At 33.6% G+C, this 16,160-nt stretch carries 15 protein-coding genes; 7 read left to right on the top strand and 8 right to left on the bottom strand.

The features are described 5' to 3' along the window. The 4 genes from K7G76_RS00005 to K7G76_RS00020 all read right to left on the bottom strand — a co-directional run. A partial coding sequence (locus K7G76_RS00005; RefSeq protein WP_223032153.1) for a hypothetical protein occupies positions 1-364 on the bottom strand: 364 nt, incomplete at its 3' end. Positions 365-383: 19 nt separating this feature from the next. Continuing rightward, positions 384-551, bottom strand: a complete 168-nt coding sequence (locus K7G76_RS00010) for a hypothetical protein (RefSeq protein WP_223032154.1) — start codon at positions 549-551, stop codon at positions 384-386. Between the two features lie 194 nt (positions 552-745). After that, the gene (locus K7G76_RS00015; protein WP_223032155.1) at positions 746-2,401 is read right to left on the bottom strand and encodes a tetratricopeptide repeat protein; all 1,656 of its coding nucleotides are present in this window, start codon (positions 2,399-2,401) and stop codon (positions 746-748) included. A 62-nt stretch (positions 2,402-2,463) separates the two neighbouring features. After that, the gene (locus K7G76_RS00020) at positions 2,464-2,796 is read right to left on the bottom strand and encodes a single-stranded DNA-binding protein (protein WP_223032156.1); all 333 of its coding nucleotides are present in this window, start codon (positions 2,794-2,796) and stop codon (positions 2,464-2,466) included. A gap of 180 nt (positions 2,797-2,976) precedes the next feature. Between K7G76_RS00020 and K7G76_RS00025 the strand changes: the two genes are divergently transcribed. Genes K7G76_RS00025 through K7G76_RS00035 form a run of 3 tightly spaced genes read left to right on the top strand, consistent with a single transcriptional unit; the run spans position 2,977 to position 4,998 of the window. Beyond that, positions 2,977-4,122: a serine hydrolase domain-containing protein gene (locus tag K7G76_RS00025; protein WP_223032157.1), complete on the top strand. Its 1,146-nt coding sequence runs from the start codon at positions 2,977-2,979 to the stop codon at positions 4,120-4,122. A 1-nt stretch (position 4,123) separates the two neighbouring features. Then, positions 4,124-4,648, top strand: coding sequence for a DinB family protein (locus tag K7G76_RS00030; protein WP_223032158.1), 525 nt, complete (start codon positions 4,124-4,126; stop codon positions 4,646-4,648). A 2-nt stretch (positions 4,649-4,650) separates the two neighbouring features. Next, on the top strand, positions 4,651-4,998 hold the full coding sequence (locus K7G76_RS00035) for a hypothetical protein (RefSeq protein ID WP_223032159.1): 348 nt from the start codon (positions 4,651-4,653) through the stop codon (positions 4,996-4,998). 8 nt (positions 4,999-5,006) lie between these two features. On the opposite strand, the gene K7G76_RS00040 is transcribed toward K7G76_RS00035, so the two are convergent. After that, a complete protein-coding gene (locus K7G76_RS00040; protein WP_223032160.1) occupies positions 5,007-5,474 on the bottom strand; it encodes a CBS domain-containing protein in 468 nt (155 codons plus the stop codon). 121 nt (positions 5,475-5,595) lie between these two features. Between K7G76_RS00040 and K7G76_RS00045 the strand changes: the two genes are divergently transcribed. From K7G76_RS00045 to K7G76_RS00060, 4 genes are all read left to right on the top strand, one after another. Then, positions 5,596-7,896 carry a M28 family peptidase gene (locus K7G76_RS00045; protein WP_223032161.1) on the top strand — a complete coding sequence of 767 codons (2,301 nt, stop codon included), beginning with the start codon at positions 5,596-5,598 and terminating at the stop codon, positions 7,894-7,896. Between the two features lie 71 nt (positions 7,897-7,967). Further along, on the top strand, positions 7,968-8,663 hold the full coding sequence (locus K7G76_RS00050; protein WP_223032162.1) for a tetratricopeptide repeat protein: 696 nt from the start codon (positions 7,968-7,970) through the stop codon (positions 8,661-8,663). 399 nt (positions 8,664-9,062) lie between these two features. Further along, positions 9,063-9,263, top strand: a complete 201-nt coding sequence (locus tag K7G76_RS00055) for a hypothetical protein (RefSeq protein WP_223032163.1) — start codon at positions 9,063-9,065, stop codon at positions 9,261-9,263. 170 nt (positions 9,264-9,433) lie between these two features. Then, positions 9,434-9,631 (top strand): hypothetical protein, encoded by a 198-nt coding sequence (locus K7G76_RS00060; RefSeq protein WP_223032164.1) that lies wholly within the window; start codon positions 9,434-9,436, stop codon positions 9,629-9,631. Between the two features lie 138 nt (positions 9,632-9,769). On the opposite strand, the gene K7G76_RS00065 is transcribed toward K7G76_RS00060, so the two are convergent. The 3 genes from K7G76_RS00065 to K7G76_RS00075 form a co-directional block, all read right to left on the bottom strand. Continuing rightward, positions 9,770-11,869 carry a M13 family metallopeptidase gene (locus tag K7G76_RS00065; protein WP_223032165.1) on the bottom strand — a complete coding sequence of 700 codons (2,100 nt, stop codon included), beginning with the start codon at positions 11,867-11,869 and terminating at the stop codon, positions 9,770-9,772. 143 nt (positions 11,870-12,012) lie between these two features. Then, a complete protein-coding gene (locus K7G76_RS00070) occupies positions 12,013-15,420 on the bottom strand; it encodes a T9SS type A sorting domain-containing protein (RefSeq protein ID WP_223032166.1) in 3,408 nt (1,135 codons plus the stop codon). A gap of 162 nt (positions 15,421-15,582) precedes the next feature. Continuing rightward, positions 15,583-16,095 (bottom strand): hypothetical protein, encoded by a 513-nt coding sequence (locus K7G76_RS00075; RefSeq protein ID WP_223032167.1) that lies wholly within the window; start codon positions 16,093-16,095, stop codon positions 15,583-15,585. Positions 16,096-16,160: the final 65 nt, after the last annotated feature.

Genomic DNA, 16,160 nt, shown 5'->3' on the forward strand with positions numbered 1-16,160 from the left:
TCGATACAAATACATTTGCTGATGTCTGATCTTCTGATACTATCGGTAAAAATACATTGCCTGATTGTGATTCTATGGTACTACAGTCTACTACTACTGTTCCTGTTGCATCACATGCACCTGGTCGTGTAAATGTGTAGTTGTATGTTCCAAAGGCTACATTAGCTACTATATTGTCAAATTCTGTTACTGAATACGTGTACGTGTTATTACCATCGGTTAACTCGATATCACCATCTACCCAAGCTCCTATTATTGGATTGCTCGATGTCGATACAAATACGTTGGCTTCTGTTTGTCCACATTGGCTATAACCAAATAAGGTTAACAAGGCAAACACTATTACAAAGTAAATTTTTTTCATGCTTAACTATTTAGATTTATTAATTTGTGTTATTCTTTCTTTTAATCTCCTCAATAATTTTTGTCATCCCTATTTTTAGGGATTCATTTTTCTTGATTAAATCTTTTAACTCGTTGTCAAGATTATCAAGCTCTTCTGATTCCTGTTTGGAATTCTCTGATTTTTTATTGTTCTGTGATTTATTCAATTTGATTTTTTTGTTTTGAGTAAAACTATTTTAATCAAATGAAAATGAAGGTGTGGAGTGTATTACAAAAAAGCTACAAGGCTAAAAAAAGACATTACAAAATCACTACAAAGAAATATAAATAACTGATATTCTGTTTTTTAAATCGTAATTTTAAAAATCAGAAAAATGAATGAATTTTTGGTATTGTGAGTCTATTCTAGACTTTTTAGATAAGCAATCAAGTTTTCGTCACGATCAATATGTAATTTTTTTCGCAGTCTAAATCGTGCCATATTAATACTCTTTACGGATTGATGCGTTATTGCAGATATTTCTTTAGAAGACATATTTAATCTTAAAAACGCACAAATTTTAACTTCGTTCAATGTTAAATCAGGGTGTGTTTTATGCAGCTCATTATAAAAATCTTTATGCACTTCTTTAAAACGGATTTCAAATTCTTCCCACATTTTTGTAGAAGAGTTTTGTCTAATTTCATTAATTATTTGTTGAATTAAATCTTTATTGTCTTTTTTAGCATCAGGTTTTAATTCAATAAGTTTTTTTGAAATAGAAGTGATAAATTCATTTTTTTCCATCAAGAACATCATATTGGAAGCTAATTCTTTCTTTTTATATTCCAAATCTTGATTAAGCTTTTTCTTTTCTAAAAGAAGGTTCTCTTCCTTTAGTTTGAGTTTAGCATTTTTGTTTTTCTGATTTATGTACAACAGTATTAAAATAACAGCTAATAATACTGAAAATCCAGCTACACCTATGTACCGTAATTCTCTGTTCTTATATTCAGCCTCTTGATAAATGCGATCGATTTCGTTTTGCCTTAAAATCTCATCAAACTCATTTTGCATTTTAAGTTTAGTAAGCTGCTTGACATCATACTCATCTTGATATTGATTATTAAAATCAATATAGATTTTGTAATATAACAGAGAGGAGTCGACTTCATTTTCATTATCATAAATTTCGGCTAATATTTTGGCGCTTTTAAAAATGTTTAATTTGTACGAATTCTCTTTTGAAAGTTTTATGCCTTTACTAGCATACTTTTTAGCTAAATCAATCTCGCCTTCTTTAAAATATAATTCTGCTGCATTGGTATAAATGGAAGCTTCATAAAATGAAGAAGGTCCAGTATTAAATGAATCTCTTTTATCTTCAATGGCATTTAAGGCCATTTCTAAATACTCTTTTGCTCTATTATAATCCTCATTTTTTAAATATATCTCGGAAATTGAGTTATAGACAGAAGCCAAACTGACCCAGTTTTCTGTTTTCAAATGATAAGTCGTTAAGTTTAAGTAACGATTGATGGCATCCTCATCATTTCCGACAATACTCTCAATTAATGCAATGTTATAAAGCGGATAAACTGAATTGGGTTCGTCATTATTTTCTAAAAACAGTTTATATGCCTCTTGAAAATTATTTTTTGCATCGTCAAAATCTTCTATCTGTTTATATACTAGTCCAATATTATTATACAGATGTGGTATAAGTGATTTGAAATTGTTTTCATTAGAAACTGATAAACACTCTTGATATATTTTTAAGGCTTCTATATGATTATTTTGTGCCAGATTTATATTTCCTAACCGCATTGTGTTTTGTGTATAGGCAAAAAGGCTGTCTGTTTTCCTATATATATTACGTGCTTGAGAATAATAAACTTTTGCTGAATCTAGATTGTTCTGCATAACATAAACACGCCCTAGTTGAGCGGACAATTCAGCCTTTTGTAGTGAACTATTCGTTTGATTTATTAGCAGCATTAAGCTATCTACTTGTTTTTCTTGTGCATGACAAAACAAGCAATTGCAAACTAAGAACAAAAGAATAGTCTTTTTCATTATTTCAAATATAAAAAAGAGCAGCCAAAATAGCTGCTCTTCTTAATCTAAATAAATAATGTTTATTTACTCAACATCAATAATTCGTTACAAATTATCTCTGTCATGTAGCGTTTGTTACCATCCTTATCTTCCCAAGAACGATTTGTCAATTTCCCTTCAATAGCAATTTCCTGTCCTTTGGTTACGTAGTTTTCAACCACTTTAACCAACCCACCTTTTACAACAATGTTATGCCAGTAAGCGCGCTCAACTTTTTGACCGTTTTTGTCTTTGTAGCTATCGTCAGTAGCTAATGAGAATTTGGCCATTTTGTTACCATCTTCAAAATTTACAATTTCTGGATCTTGTCCCAATCTACCAATCAACTGTACTTTGTTTCGTAATGCGTTCATAATTTTAAATTTTAATGTTAAACAGTTAATACTATCGAGTTCTTATATTTCGACAAGGCAAAGATGCAACAGCTTGCAAAGATTATTCGGTTGTTACCTATTTAAATTCGTTTGTAAATGTTTGTTGTCGTTTGTAAATGGATTTAATTCCCTATATTTAGGCATCTAAATGCATAGAAAATGAAAAACCGCCTTTCAACATTGTTCCTTTTTGTAAGTATTTCGTTTGGATACTCACAAATCACTGAAAAAGTTAGCTTAAACGATTCTGTAAAAACAGTATTAAATACTACTGTAAAGGATGGACGAATTCCTGGCATAAGCTTTTCAATTATTGAAAGTAATGGCGACATCAAAAACTATACTGCTGGTTTTTCTGATGTTGAAACCCAAACAGAGCTCACTACACAAAAAACTTTTCTATCTGGTAGTATTGGTAAAACCTATGCTGCCACTTTGGTGTTTAGATTGGTGGAATCTGGTAAAATTGATTTATCTAAAAAATATAAAGATTACTTTCAGGATACCAAATGGTTATCAGAACTGCCAAACATAAACGACATTACGGTTGAAATGTTACTGCAACACACCAGTGGCTTGCCACGCTACGTATTAAAGCCCGAGATTTGGAATGCTTTACATGAAGACCCCAATAAGGTTTGGACATATGAAGAGCGTTTAAAAGTTATTTTTAAGGATGAACCTGTTCATGAAGCAGGAAAAGGTTGGGCGTATTCAGATACCAATTACATTCTATTGGGTATGTTAATAGAACATGTTACTGGTAACGCTTATTACGATTTAGTACAAAATGTTATTTTTAAGCCTTTGCAATTAACGCATACTTACCCTTCAAACCATAGACATATCGAAAATTTAGCACAAGGGTATTCTAAACTACCATCAGGTTTTCACGTGCCTCCAAAAACCGTAAAAGACAAAACCTATTACATGAATCCTCAATTGGAATGGACTGGTGGTGGTATGGCTTCAACTACCGAAGATTTAGCCAAGTGGGCAAAATATTATTATGAAGGTAAATTGGTTTCTAAAACCAGTTTAAGCAGTATAACAACTCCAAACCCTAACGGTAAGCATGTAGAAGGCACCAATTCTTACGGTATGGGAAGCTTTATTTACGAAACTAAACATGGCGAAGCTTATGGACATAGCGGTTTTATGCCAGGGTTTAACGCCCTTTTTGTTTACTATCCTAAACTAGGTATAGCAGCTGCCTTGAACATTAACTGCGATTACGCTGTGGGTATTTTAAATATGAATACATTAATGGATACTTTAGTTTCAATAGGGATTTCGGAAGACTAACATGGCTTTTAATTTAGAAAAATCGATAGAAGTTTTAGAACGAACACCTAAAGCATTACATGTGCTACTAATTGGTTTATCTGATGATTGGATTTATAGTAATGAAGGCGATAATACTTGGAGTCCATTTGATGTTGTTGGCCATTTGATTCATGGCGAAAAAACCGATTGGATTCCTAGAATAACTAACGTTTTAAATAAATCTGAAAATAAAATGTTTGAGCCTTTCGATAGGTTTGCACAATTTGAGGCCTCTAAAAACAAATCCATACATACCTTGTTGGGTGAATTTGAAACGTTACGATACCAAAATCTAGCTTATTTAAAAACTTTAAATATTTCTAAAGAGCAATTGTATTTAAAAGGGCAACACCCCGAATTAGGCGAAGTAACTCTTGAGCAATTAATTGCAACCTGGGTAACGCACGATTTAGGGCACATAGCTCAAATATCTCGAGTAATGGCCAAACAGTACAAAAACAATGTTGGCCCTTGGATACAATATATCTCCATCTTAAATGACTAATTATGCAGAAACAATGTTTAGAATGTGGTGAAAAAATTGTGGGACGAATTGACAAAAAATTCTGCAGTGATGCTTGTCGTAATACATACAATAACCGCATAAACAAGGATAGTAAAAACCTGATTAGAAACACCAACAATTGGCTTCGTAAAAACTATCGTATTCTCGAAGAGCTCAACCCAGATAAAAAAACAAAAACGTCAAGAGCTAAACTTATTGAAAAAGGGTTTGACTTTAATTATATAACAAGCATATATACCACAAAAGCAGGAACTGTGTATTACTTCGTATACGATCAAGGGTATTTACCTTTAGAAAATGATTTTTATGCTTTAGTAAAACGCGAGTAAAAAAATTGCTATTTCCAGTTGTGCCCTTTAAGCTCTAAAGCGGCTTTTAAAATATCTTTTTGGCTAATTTGTCCAACCAATTTTCCTTCTTCAACAATTGGAAAACGGCGCCTTTTGGAGTCTAAAAATTTTTTGGCAGCATCAAAAACATTCATGTTACCATCAATAGTTTCTACGTCTTTAATCATCCGTTTTTCCACATTATCACTTTCCATCGGCATATTATAATAACGGCTATCACTAATTTGTTTTAAGCAATCACCTTCAGAAATTATACCCACTAATTCATTCTTTTCATTAACAACTGGTCCACCAGAAATTTTGTTCTTAATAAGTATATCAATAACCTCTTCAACAGATTGTTCTGCTTTAAAAGTTATTAAATCGCGTGTCATATAATCGCAAACTCGTAATGGTTTCTCTATAGTATCATTATTTTGTTGCTTTCTTGCTCCTTGAAAACTTTTTATACCCATAATCTTAAATTTACTTGTAGTCAATATACCAATTTTTAGACTGTTTTCCTATTGCAAGTTTTCAACACAACAAGCCATGTTAAAATTGTTTACTTTTATATCAAACTAATGCGCTAATAACATGTCTAAACGAATTATAGCTTTTTTGTTAATTGCTCTAGCCATATACTGGAGTTTTTCGGTATTACTCCCAAATACCATTTCAGATATTGACACACCAGACTCAAAATTTTCTACACATCGCGCTTTGGTACATTTAAAAGCAATTTCAAAGCAACCTCATTATGTTGGTAACGCCAATCACAGTGAAGTTAGAAATTACCTCATTTCAGAATTGAAAAAATTGGGTTTAGAAACTCAAGTGCAAGAAGGGTACTCCATGGGACCTTGGGGGAATCTATCAAAAGCAAAAAATATTTTAGCGCGAATTAAAGGACGTGATTCCGGAAAAGCCCTACTCCTATTATCGCATTATGACAGTAACCCACACTCTTCTTTTGGAGCCAGTGATGCAGGTTCGGGTATTGTCACCATTTTAGAAGGTGTTCGTGCTTTTTTGACTGAAAACAAAACCCCAAAAAACGATATTATTATTTTATTTAGTGATGCTGAAGAGTTGGGATTAAATGGCGCTGATATTTTTGTAAATCAACATCCATGGGCAAAAGATGTTGGACTCGTTCTAAATTTTGAAGCTCGCGGAAGTGGTGGCCCAAGTTACATGCTTATTGAAACCAATCAAGGGAATGCTAGCCTCATGAAACATTTTGTTGAAGCCAATCCTGAATATCCTGTGGCCAATTCGTTGGCATATAGTATTTACAAAATGCTACCTAACGACACCGATTTAACACGGTTTCGTGAAGATGGCGATATTGACGGTTTTAATTTTGCCTTTATAGATGATCATTTTGACTACCATACGGCTTTAGACACCTATGAAAGACTGGATAGGAACACATTGGAACATCAAGGTAGTTACTTAATGCCTTTACTATATTATTTTGCTGATGCCGACTTAACCGATATAAAAAACAACGAAGACCATATCTATTTTAACGTGCCTCTGTTTAAAACAGTAATCTATCCATTTTCATGGATTATGCCCATGCTTATTTTGTCTATTGTACTATTTGTTGGCCTAATAGTTTATGGACTCAAAAAAGAAAGCTTGTCATTAAACCAAATTGGCAAGGGGTTTATTGCCTTTTTTACGGCCTTAATTCTTTCTGCTGCTAGTGGGTTTGTATTATGGAAATTACTTTTAAAACTTTACCCGCAATACCAAGATATGCTTCATGGGTTTACCTATAACGGCCACACCTATATTGCTGCATTTACATGTTTGGCATTGGCCATATGTTTTATGGTTTACCATAAGTTTTATGCTTCAGAAAACACAGCCAGTTTATTAATTGCACCTCTTGCTTTCTGGATAGTAATATGCGGTATAGTTGCTTTAGCGTTAAAAGGTGCTAGCTTTTTTATCATTCCAGTTTTATTTGGCTTATTAAGCCTGCTTGTTTTAATTAGGCAAAAAGAACCCAATATATATGTATTGGTGTTTTTAAGCCTACCAGTAATTACTATTATGGCTCCTTTGGTTAAAATGTTTCCGGTAGGATTAGGCCTTAAAATTCTATTTGTATCCTGTGTTTTAGTTGTGCTAATTTTTGGGTTGACAATAAGTGTTTTTGGGTCGTTCCCAAAGAAAAATAGATTAGCCTATCTGTTTTTAAGCCTAACAATTGCTTGTTTGGCTGTATCGCATGGCCGTGCCTCTTTTTCAGAAGACAGACCCAAACCTAACAGTTTGCTATACGTACTCAATGCTAACAATCAATCTGCTGTTTGGGCAACCTATGATAATGTGTTGGACGATTGGACGAAAGCACATCTAACTGATAATCCTGAACCAGCTTCAGAGTTACAAGAAAACACCATTGGCAGTAAATATAAAACTGGTTTTACATTTACCAACAAAGCCGAATTGAAATCTCTTCCAGAACCTTCCATCACTATTTTGCAAGACACGGTTATTGGAGACAATCGTGACATTGTTGTTCAAATAAAATCTAATCGTCAGGCAGAACGTTTTGAAGTATTTTCAGATTCAACCAATGTGTTTAAACGCTTTACTATTAATGGTGTTTCTGCAAAACGGGATAACAATGCTGATTATGTATTCGAAAAACGATTCCAAAACAGACTCTTTAGCTACTACGTTTCAGATAACGAACCGCTTGAGATGCATTTTGTTGTACCCAAAAATCAGCAGACTCGTTTCACGATTTACGAAGCCACCTTTAATTTGCTGGAAGATCAAAATTTTGAGGTATCAAAGCGACAGCCAAATATGATTCCAAAACCTTTTGTACTAAATGATGCCGTTGTGGTTAAAAAACAATTGACCATTAAATAATTAACCCTGTTTTAAGAGATTGGTTGGCTATTTTTTATAGTTTTGATGCATGTTTAAAAAATAAATATATCATGAAGAAACTAGTAGTCATTCTTTTACTTTTTATAACAGCTAATACCCTAGCTCAAACCAATCAGGAATTGCTAAAACACTATGAAGCCTATTATAAACAAATGAAGCAACAAGGTGATGTGCAAGGCGTAATAAATGGCCTAACCCATTTAGCTGTTTTGGAACCCAATCAGGCCAGAAAAGATACTTTGGCATTAATTTACATGAGCGAAGGCATGCATGTGCAAGCCTTAAACACTATAGGTATAGAAAACAATGCAGCCGATTCTGAAATAGCTATAGAAGTAAAAGCCGTATCGTTAAAAGCCCTAAATGAAACCGAACGTGCTTTGGTGTTTTTTGAAAAACTGTTTAACCGTAATCCTAACGTTTCTGTGGCTTATGAATTGGCAGAATCGTATTTACAGACCAATCAATTGGAAAAGGCAAAAACCTATGCCGATTATGGTGCTGAAAATTCTACTGACAAAATGGGCAAAACCTTTTACGAATCGCAACAACCCTATCAAGTACCTTTGAAAGCCGCTTTTATGTATTTACAAGGTTTAATTACATTTAACCAAGACAAAACTGCCAATATTGATGCTGCTGCTTCCATTTTAGAAGAAGCTATAAAATTGGCGCCTAACTTTAATTTAGCCCGATTAAGCAAAAACGCTATTTTAAACCAAAAGCCCAAACCAAAAGAAGATTAAACTTGTATCATTATATTAAAAAAGCGACCATTGAGGTTGCTTTTTTATTGGCTTTACGGAAAAACCGTAACGCTATTTTTACTTTTCGATAAACGGCATCATTTTGTAAGAATTTTTTGTGCTATTAGTTTTTTTTTAGTTTGATTTGTCTAACGCTAAACTTCTAAAGTTAAAGCCAAGAAGTTTGGTTAAAGACACCTAACGTTGCAACACAACTAGCGCTAGTTTTTTTAGATTATAAACAGGCTTTTTTATAATGTTTTGGCTTTAACCCTCTTGGCTTTACAAATTATTTTTTGGCTTTACAACTTGTTTAGCACCAAACACTATTAAATGTTTGGTATGGATTTGTTGTGGCTTAATTCTAAAAACAATAAAACTTTAAACAAATTATTAATCATGAAACCCTTAAAATTATTTTTCTTTTTTTTATTGATACCTACATGTATGTTACAAGCCCAAATAACCAAAGGCAATTGGCTGGTTGGTGAAGTGGCAATTTCACTTCTCAAAAAACAGATTACGAAAATATCAATGGAGCTCAACAAACTGTTGAAGGAGTTGGTTTACAAATATCTCCCAACATTGGTTATTTCTTAGCTGATAAATTAGCAACAGGAATTAATTTTAGTTTAGGTTATTCTAACCCACAAGGTAGGAATAATAGCAATTGGTCAATAGGAGGAGGCCCTTTTTTGAGGTATTATTTTTTAAAACCCACTAAACCATTTAATATTTTTAGTGAAGCTAATTATAGTTATAGTAAAGGATTGAGTAAGACTAACAATGATGGTTATGGTTCATTTTTTGATTTTAAAGGTGGTGGTGTATTGTTTTTTAACCAAAGTGTAGGTTTGGAGTTATTTCTTAACTACATCCTGTCTAACTCGAAATCATCTATCTCAAACAGTAATACTAACTCCTTAAGTATAGGAATAGGCTTTCAAATTCATTTAGAAAAAAAATAAAATATTATGAAAAAAACTATTTCTTATATCATAACTTCCTCTGATGATATTTCAAAGCGAAAAACATTAGTTGTAAAATAGAATTAAAAAAAGCGACCACATAACAATGGTCGCTTTTTTTATTATCAAATTTGTGATTTACCAAATTCGTACGCGTTTCTCTGGAGCAATATACATGCTGTCGCCTTCTTTAATGTCAAAGGCCTCATAAAACGCATCAACATTTAATAAGGGTTGTACAGCTCTGTTCTTACCTGGCGAATGCGGATCGGTTTTAATTCGGGTCTTCAAGGCATCGTCACGCATTTTAATACGCCAAACAGTTGCCCAACTCATAAAGAAGCGTTGCTCTGCTGTTAAACCGTCAATATTTTCTGGTCTACCATTCTTTTCAAAGCTCATTTGTAAAGCGTCATAAGCAGCTAAAACGCCTCCTAAATCACCAATATTCTCACCTAAAGTAAACTTACCGTTAATGTTTACATCTGGTAATACTTCAATGGCACTATACTGGTCTGCCAACGCTGCTCCTAAAGCTTCAAACTGCTCTAAATCTTCATCGGTCCACCAGTTATTTAAGTTTCCATCTTTATCATAACGTGCTCCAGAATCATCAAAACTATGCGAAATTTCATGACCAATTACCGCTCCTATTCCACCGTAATTTACCGCATCGTCAGCCTTATAATTGTAAAATGGTGGTTGTAAAATAGCTGCTGGGAAAACAATTTCGTTAAATGCAGGATTGAAATAAGCATTCACAACTTGTGGTGCCATATACCATTCGCTTTTATCTACTGGTTTTCCTAATTTATCTAAATCTTTTTTAAAGTTCCACTCTCTGGCATTCATGCTATTTTGAAGATACGAACCGCCTTCTTCTACACTTTTTATTTCTAATGCCGAATAATCTTTCCACTTATCTGGATATGCAATTTTAATTTTTGTTGCTCTTAATTTTTCAATGGCTTTGGCTTTGGTTTCTTCACTCATCCAATCCAGCTTATTAATACGATGTTCGAAAGCTAAAATCACATTTTTAATCATGTTTTCTGCTTTTACCTTCGCTTCTGGCGGGAACATTTTATCAACATACAACTTCCCTAAAGCTTCACCTATTGTACCGTTTAAAGCTGCCAAGGCACGCTCATCTCTTGCACGTTGTTTTTTAGCTCCATTTAAATCGCGACCATAAAATTCCCAGTTGGCTTTTTCTATATCAGTACTTAAAAATCCTGCAGAACCTCTAAAACCGTTCCAACGTAAATAAGCTTTCCAATCAGACACATTGTTTTCTGCAAGTATAGTTTGTAGGGTTTTAAAGTAATTGATATCACCTATAATAACCGTGTCAATCTCTTTTACACCAATACCCTGAAAGAATTTATTCCAATCTACAGCAGGAACCATGTCTTGAACCTGTTCAATAGATCTTGGATTATAACGCTTACGTGCATCACGACGATCTACTTTATCCATTTTAGCTTCGGCAATTCGAGTTTCAAAGGCTAAAATCTGTTCTGCTTCCTGTTTTGCATTTGCTTCATCTTCACCTAAAAATTGTAACATTCTCGTAATATGATCAACATACATTTTACGTTTTTCTTTAGAATCTTCATCGTCTTTAATGTAGTAATCTCTGTCTGGTAATCCGGTGCTTCCACCACCTAAATAACCAACATTTCTATTACTATCTTTAGGATCGGCTCCAACACCAAAACCATAAAGACCTCCACCTCCAACAGGTTCCATTTCTATAATATAGTTCTGAAGATCTTCAATATTCTGGATGGCTTCAATTTTAGCTAAATACGGTTTAATAGGATCTAAACCTTGTTGGTTTCTACCAACAGTATCCATTATGGTTTGATAGTAATGAACTGCTTTTTCTTGGTCTGAACCTGGGAGAATTTGAATTTTCTCTAGGTCTTTATTATCCGACATGGCAGACTCAAGAATACTTAAAGCATCTGCATCTGTTTTTTTTCGAAGTTCGGCAAAACTTCCCCAAGAAGTTCTATCGTCTGGAATTTCATTGGTTTCCAACCACTTCCCGTTTACATATTTAAAGAAGTCTTCACTTGGCTTAACCGAAGTATCTACATAATCTAAATTAATCCCTGGTGCTGATTCTTCTTCTACAACAGCCGTTTCTTCTTTAGCATCATTTTTACAAGCCACTAGACTCATAAATGCCATAGCGCTTAAAAATGATAGGCTTTTAAAATTAGTTCTCATAAGTTTGTGTTTGATTTCGAGCCCTAATTTACTACTATTTACGTCTTGAAAATTATGATTTATGGGAGATTAACAAAACATTAAGACAAAAAAAGCATCTTCATAATCTGAAGACGCTTAATAAATATACATTAAAGCACGTTTTAGTTTAAAATTAGCTTTTTAGTTACTGTTGCATTATTAGAAGTCAGCCTTAAGAAATACACACCAGAAGTATAATTACTCATATCCAGTACATAACTGTTTCCTGTTGGATTTACATTCCTTTTTTGCATAATACGCTGCCCAGAAATATTAAACACTTCAAAATCGAAGGCATTAGCTTGTTTCATTTTAATATTAAATACGCTACTTGATGGATTTGGATAAACACTGAATGCACCAGTAGAAAACTCGTCTGTACTTAATGTTCCACGAACCACAAAATCGTCTATAATAGCTCCTTCTTCAACAACAGCAGCATCGGAATGAAACACAATTCTGAACATAATATTAGACTCGTTTGTAAAGTTTGTTAAACTATACGTATACTCCTGCATTTGGAAACTAATTCCTGTCCATTGTGCTCCAGGGCAGTTAAAACATGTATTATTTTCACCCGCCATAGTATCACTATTATACCAGTTTGCATCGTTTGCTGATCCTAAAAGGTTCCAAGACATTCCCGAATCGGTTGAATATTCAACATAAACAATATCCCAATCTTCTTCCAATTCGTAAGCCATATAAAATGACAGTTCTGGGCTTGATACATTAGTTAAATCATAACAATTGGAAATTAAATAACTTTTAATACCATTGTCATGATCTCCAGATAAGTTCGTACCATATACATTGGTTCCTGAATTTGTAGAATTTAAAAATCTACCTGTTGGCACGCCTTTTTCCCAATATTGACCCGAAGTACCTTCGTCGATTACCAATAACTGCTCTTCAGGTGTTTCAAATTCGTTCACTTGATTAGGTGTACCTAATTCATTGGCATAAATTAAAAACTGCTCTGAATCGTTATTTATTTCATAAGCATCATTTACAATGGTTGTATTTACATAAAAATTATGTGAACCACTACTTACAGTAAATTCTGGAATGGTAATTACTTGTGTATTACCAGGAGCAATAGTACCTGTCCAATCGAAACTTGTAGGTGTATTATCAACAAAATACGTCACCGAAACGGTATTAATAGTATTCTGACCATTATTTTCAACATTGACTTGTGCCATGATAGAACTATCACAGCTTACCGATGATGTTAATCCAGTAACTTCAAGCAACTTTACGTCATCAGATGGAATTTCCACTGGAATTGGTGATTGCCATATACCTCGACCATAAGTAGATGCCGTAATAGTATCATCAAACACATTAATCTCCAAGTCTGTTACTGTGACATTAGGCAGATTATTATTAAATAATTCCCAATCTCCAGAAGCATCATCATAACGATAAACGCCTAAACTTGTTGCTAGATACAGTGGATTTTGAGAATGTAGGTTCTGATGCTTAATGCAATTTTTTGTTACGTTAGGTAAGCTACCCGTAATGTTGGCAAAATTATTTCCTCCATCGGTAGATTTATATACACGGCCAGTAGATGTGCCACTAGTAGTGACATAAACAATATTACTATCGTTTGTATTGACTTCTATTGATGTAATATTTGAAGAAAACGTTTCTACACTAGTGAAACTCAACCCTCTGTTAGTACTTTTACGCAATGTATTATTAGTTGCAACATATATGTTATCTGGATTTAAATCGTCTATTTCTAGCTGATCAATGTTAGTCCCAAAACTTGATGAGACAGCTTGCCAACTTGAACCATTTAACTTATACAAACTTGAAAAGCCGGAGTATAACTCACTATCCTTGTTCATAACTAATGGTGTAACCCAATTTCCTTGCTCTCCACTAGGCGAACCAACTTGACTACTTAATTCACCACCAGCAGAAGTTGATATATTTAAAGATCCTCCAAATTGAGTAAATCCGTAATAAGCATTGGAGTCGTTAGGATCTATTGCCGTATCCATTCCATCGGCACCATAATAGTTTTGCCATTGATTATTATTAAAAGCATGGCCTCCATTATCCTGTAAACCGCCTACCATTTTATCTGATGATTGTTTTGAAACAGCAATTTTATAAAACTGACTAATTTGCATGCTAGCAGTTAAATCGGAAAAACTAGCTGCAGAATCTGTTGACTTATAAAACCCACCATCTGATCCAACAAACAAATTCCCGTTATAAAAACGCAACAAGTGAATATCGGCATGTGTGTATGTAGCTGTAAAAGGTGCGTTCCAATTATTAATTTTAGTAAAAGTTAGTCCGCTATTACTAGTTTTCCAAACATTTAATACTCCAACATAAACTTCATCTTCGTCAACATCTGATACAGCTAAAGCCATATCATACCAAGCCTGTGTACTCTCAAAAATATCGCCAACAGAAGTCTGATTTGCTACAGTTGTAAAGTCGGCACCTTCGTTAGTAGATTTATATAAGCCTTGAAAACCCCAAGAGTTATTCGCGGTCAATAAATAAACCACATCTGGGTTGTCCGGTGTTATATCAATAACCATTCTAGCAGATGAAGTAGGTAGACCATGACCTATTATAACATTAAAAGTATCTCCTCCATTTGTAGATTTATAGAACCTATTGGTTGTTACTGCATAAATAATGTTAGGGTTTGTTGGGTGAACTTTTATGTCCTTAATGTTTAAATTATCTGTACCATTAGAATTTGTCCAAGCTGTACCTGCATTTGTAGTTTTGTAAACACCATCACTTGTAGCAACCCATAATATATTTGAATTAGTAGGGTGTATGTAAATATCATTCATAGAACTTGGTGCGTTAACAGGGCTTAATCCTGTGGTGTTCCATGTCATTCCGCCATCAGTAGATTTCATCACACCAACACAAGATGAATCTCCAGCATCATCATCACCAGTAGCAATGTAAATAGTATTTGAATCATTATAATCTACAGCTATACCAGACACACCTATTTGAGGCAAGGCATCGGTTGTTGTATTCCAAGTTATTCCAGTATCGGTTGATTTCCACAAACCACCTGCTGGCGCACCACTATAGTAGGTGTTTGGATTGTTGGGATCTACTGTAATGGCATTAACACGACCTTGTCCAGATGACCATGATCCAGTATTGGTATGTGTAAAAGGTCCTACTGGCTGCCAATCGCTTTCATCAACAATTCTTCTATTTTGATTTTCATTCTGAAAATCCTGCCATGTATTCCATAACGCTTCCCCTGTAGGTAATACACCGTTTTCATCTACAAAATTTTTCCAATAATTTTCCCATCGTTTAAAAGGTTTAAACCCACTACCTTTTACATTAGGGTCTCTAGTTTCCCAATACGTATTAAAGGCATCAACAATTTCTTGAAAGGTAATTGGATTAGAATCTCTTCTTTGCTCCATATTTAAATCTTTCATCCAAGGAGCATCTTGATTAAATTGTGCAAAGGCTACACTAAAAGATAAGGTAAAAACTAAAAGTAATATTTTTTTCATTTTTTTCATTTTTTTTTAAGATGAAACAAGTCTTAAATAACTCAAAAAATGAAAGAGGACTCGATTCAAAATAAATTTGGTTCCCAAAAATAGTACAAATAGCTATAACTAATAGCAGATAATCGTAAAAAAATGGTTTTAAACCTCCTAATTATTAAATATTTACTGGGGTCTTTGAATATTTTGCGATTCTTTTTCCAACTTTTTATTCATCTGTAGGTTAAAATTAGAAAAGGCTACTAAAACCTCTTTTATAGCATTCAGCACATTTTCTTTCTTGGCATTTGAAAGGTTTACGTTACTTTCCAACTTAAAGATTTTAGTTTCTAAAGCTACAATTCTAGCCATAACATGTGGTGAGTTTACTTTTTCTGGAATAGTAGATTTTAGCTCTTGAATTAAGGCAACAACAATTTCATTATTATCTCTTAAAAAGGTTAGATTCCCATCTTTAATATCAACTATTACTTTTTGTAATTCATTATATTTCTCCCAGCCACTAATAGCACGCTCTACTTTAGCGTCAATTACAAATTCAGTATAATTCAAAGATTGGACATCGTCTTTAGAAACAACTTCAACTATTGAGTTTGATGTGGTTTCTTCAACACTATTATCTTTAGAATTTTGGCACGAGCAAAGCAGTATTATAAATAGAAAAGAAATAAATCGCATAAACACTTAAATTTTCAATACAAATATATTGTATTAAGAGCTTTCAATTTAGAATAATAACAATA

The sequence above is a fragment of the Hanstruepera marina genome, assembly GCF_019880635.1.
Lineage (GTDB): Bacteria > Bacteroidota > Bacteroidia > Flavobacteriales > Flavobacteriaceae > Hanstruepera > Hanstruepera marina.

What these genes read in the sequence shown, in the direction of transcription:
- K7G76_RS00015 (WP_223032155.1), bottom strand. Translation starts at nt 2,401, where the DNA reads ATGAAAAAGACTATTCTTTTGTTCTTAGTTTGCAATTGCTTGTTTTGT.
- K7G76_RS00020 (WP_223032156.1), bottom strand. Translation starts at nt 2,796, where the DNA reads ATGAACGCATTACGAAACAAAGTACAGTTGATTGGTAGATTGGGACAA.
- K7G76_RS00025 (WP_223032157.1), top strand. Translation starts at nt 2,977, where the DNA reads ATGAAAAACCGCCTTTCAACATTGTTCCTTTTTGTAAGTATTTCGTTT.
- K7G76_RS00030 (WP_223032158.1), top strand. Translation starts at nt 4,124, where the DNA reads ATGGCTTTTAATTTAGAAAAATCGATAGAAGTTTTAGAACGAACACCT.
- K7G76_RS00035 (WP_223032159.1), top strand. Translation starts at nt 4,651, where the DNA reads ATGCAGAAACAATGTTTAGAATGTGGTGAAAAAATTGTGGGACGAATT.
- K7G76_RS00040 (WP_223032160.1), bottom strand. Translation starts at nt 5,474, where the DNA reads ATGGGTATAAAAAGTTTTCAAGGAGCAAGAAAGCAACAAAATAATGAT.
- K7G76_RS00045 (WP_223032161.1), top strand. Translation starts at nt 5,596, where the DNA reads ATGTCTAAACGAATTATAGCTTTTTTGTTAATTGCTCTAGCCATATAC.
- K7G76_RS00050 (WP_223032162.1), top strand. Translation starts at nt 7,968, where the DNA reads ATGAAGAAACTAGTAGTCATTCTTTTACTTTTTATAACAGCTAATACC.
- K7G76_RS00055 (WP_223032163.1), top strand. Translation starts at nt 9,063, where the DNA reads ATGAAACCCTTAAAATTATTTTTCTTTTTTTTATTGATACCTACATGT.
- K7G76_RS00065 (WP_223032165.1), bottom strand. Translation starts at nt 11,869, where the DNA reads ATGAGAACTAATTTTAAAAGCCTATCATTTTTAAGCGCTATGGCATTT.
- K7G76_RS00070 (WP_223032166.1), bottom strand. Translation starts at nt 15,420, where the DNA reads ATGAAAAAAATATTACTTTTAGTTTTTACCTTATCTTTTAGTGTAGCC.
- K7G76_RS00075 (WP_223032167.1), bottom strand. Translation starts at nt 16,095, where the DNA reads ATGCGATTTATTTCTTTTCTATTTATAATACTGCTTTGCTCGTGCCAA.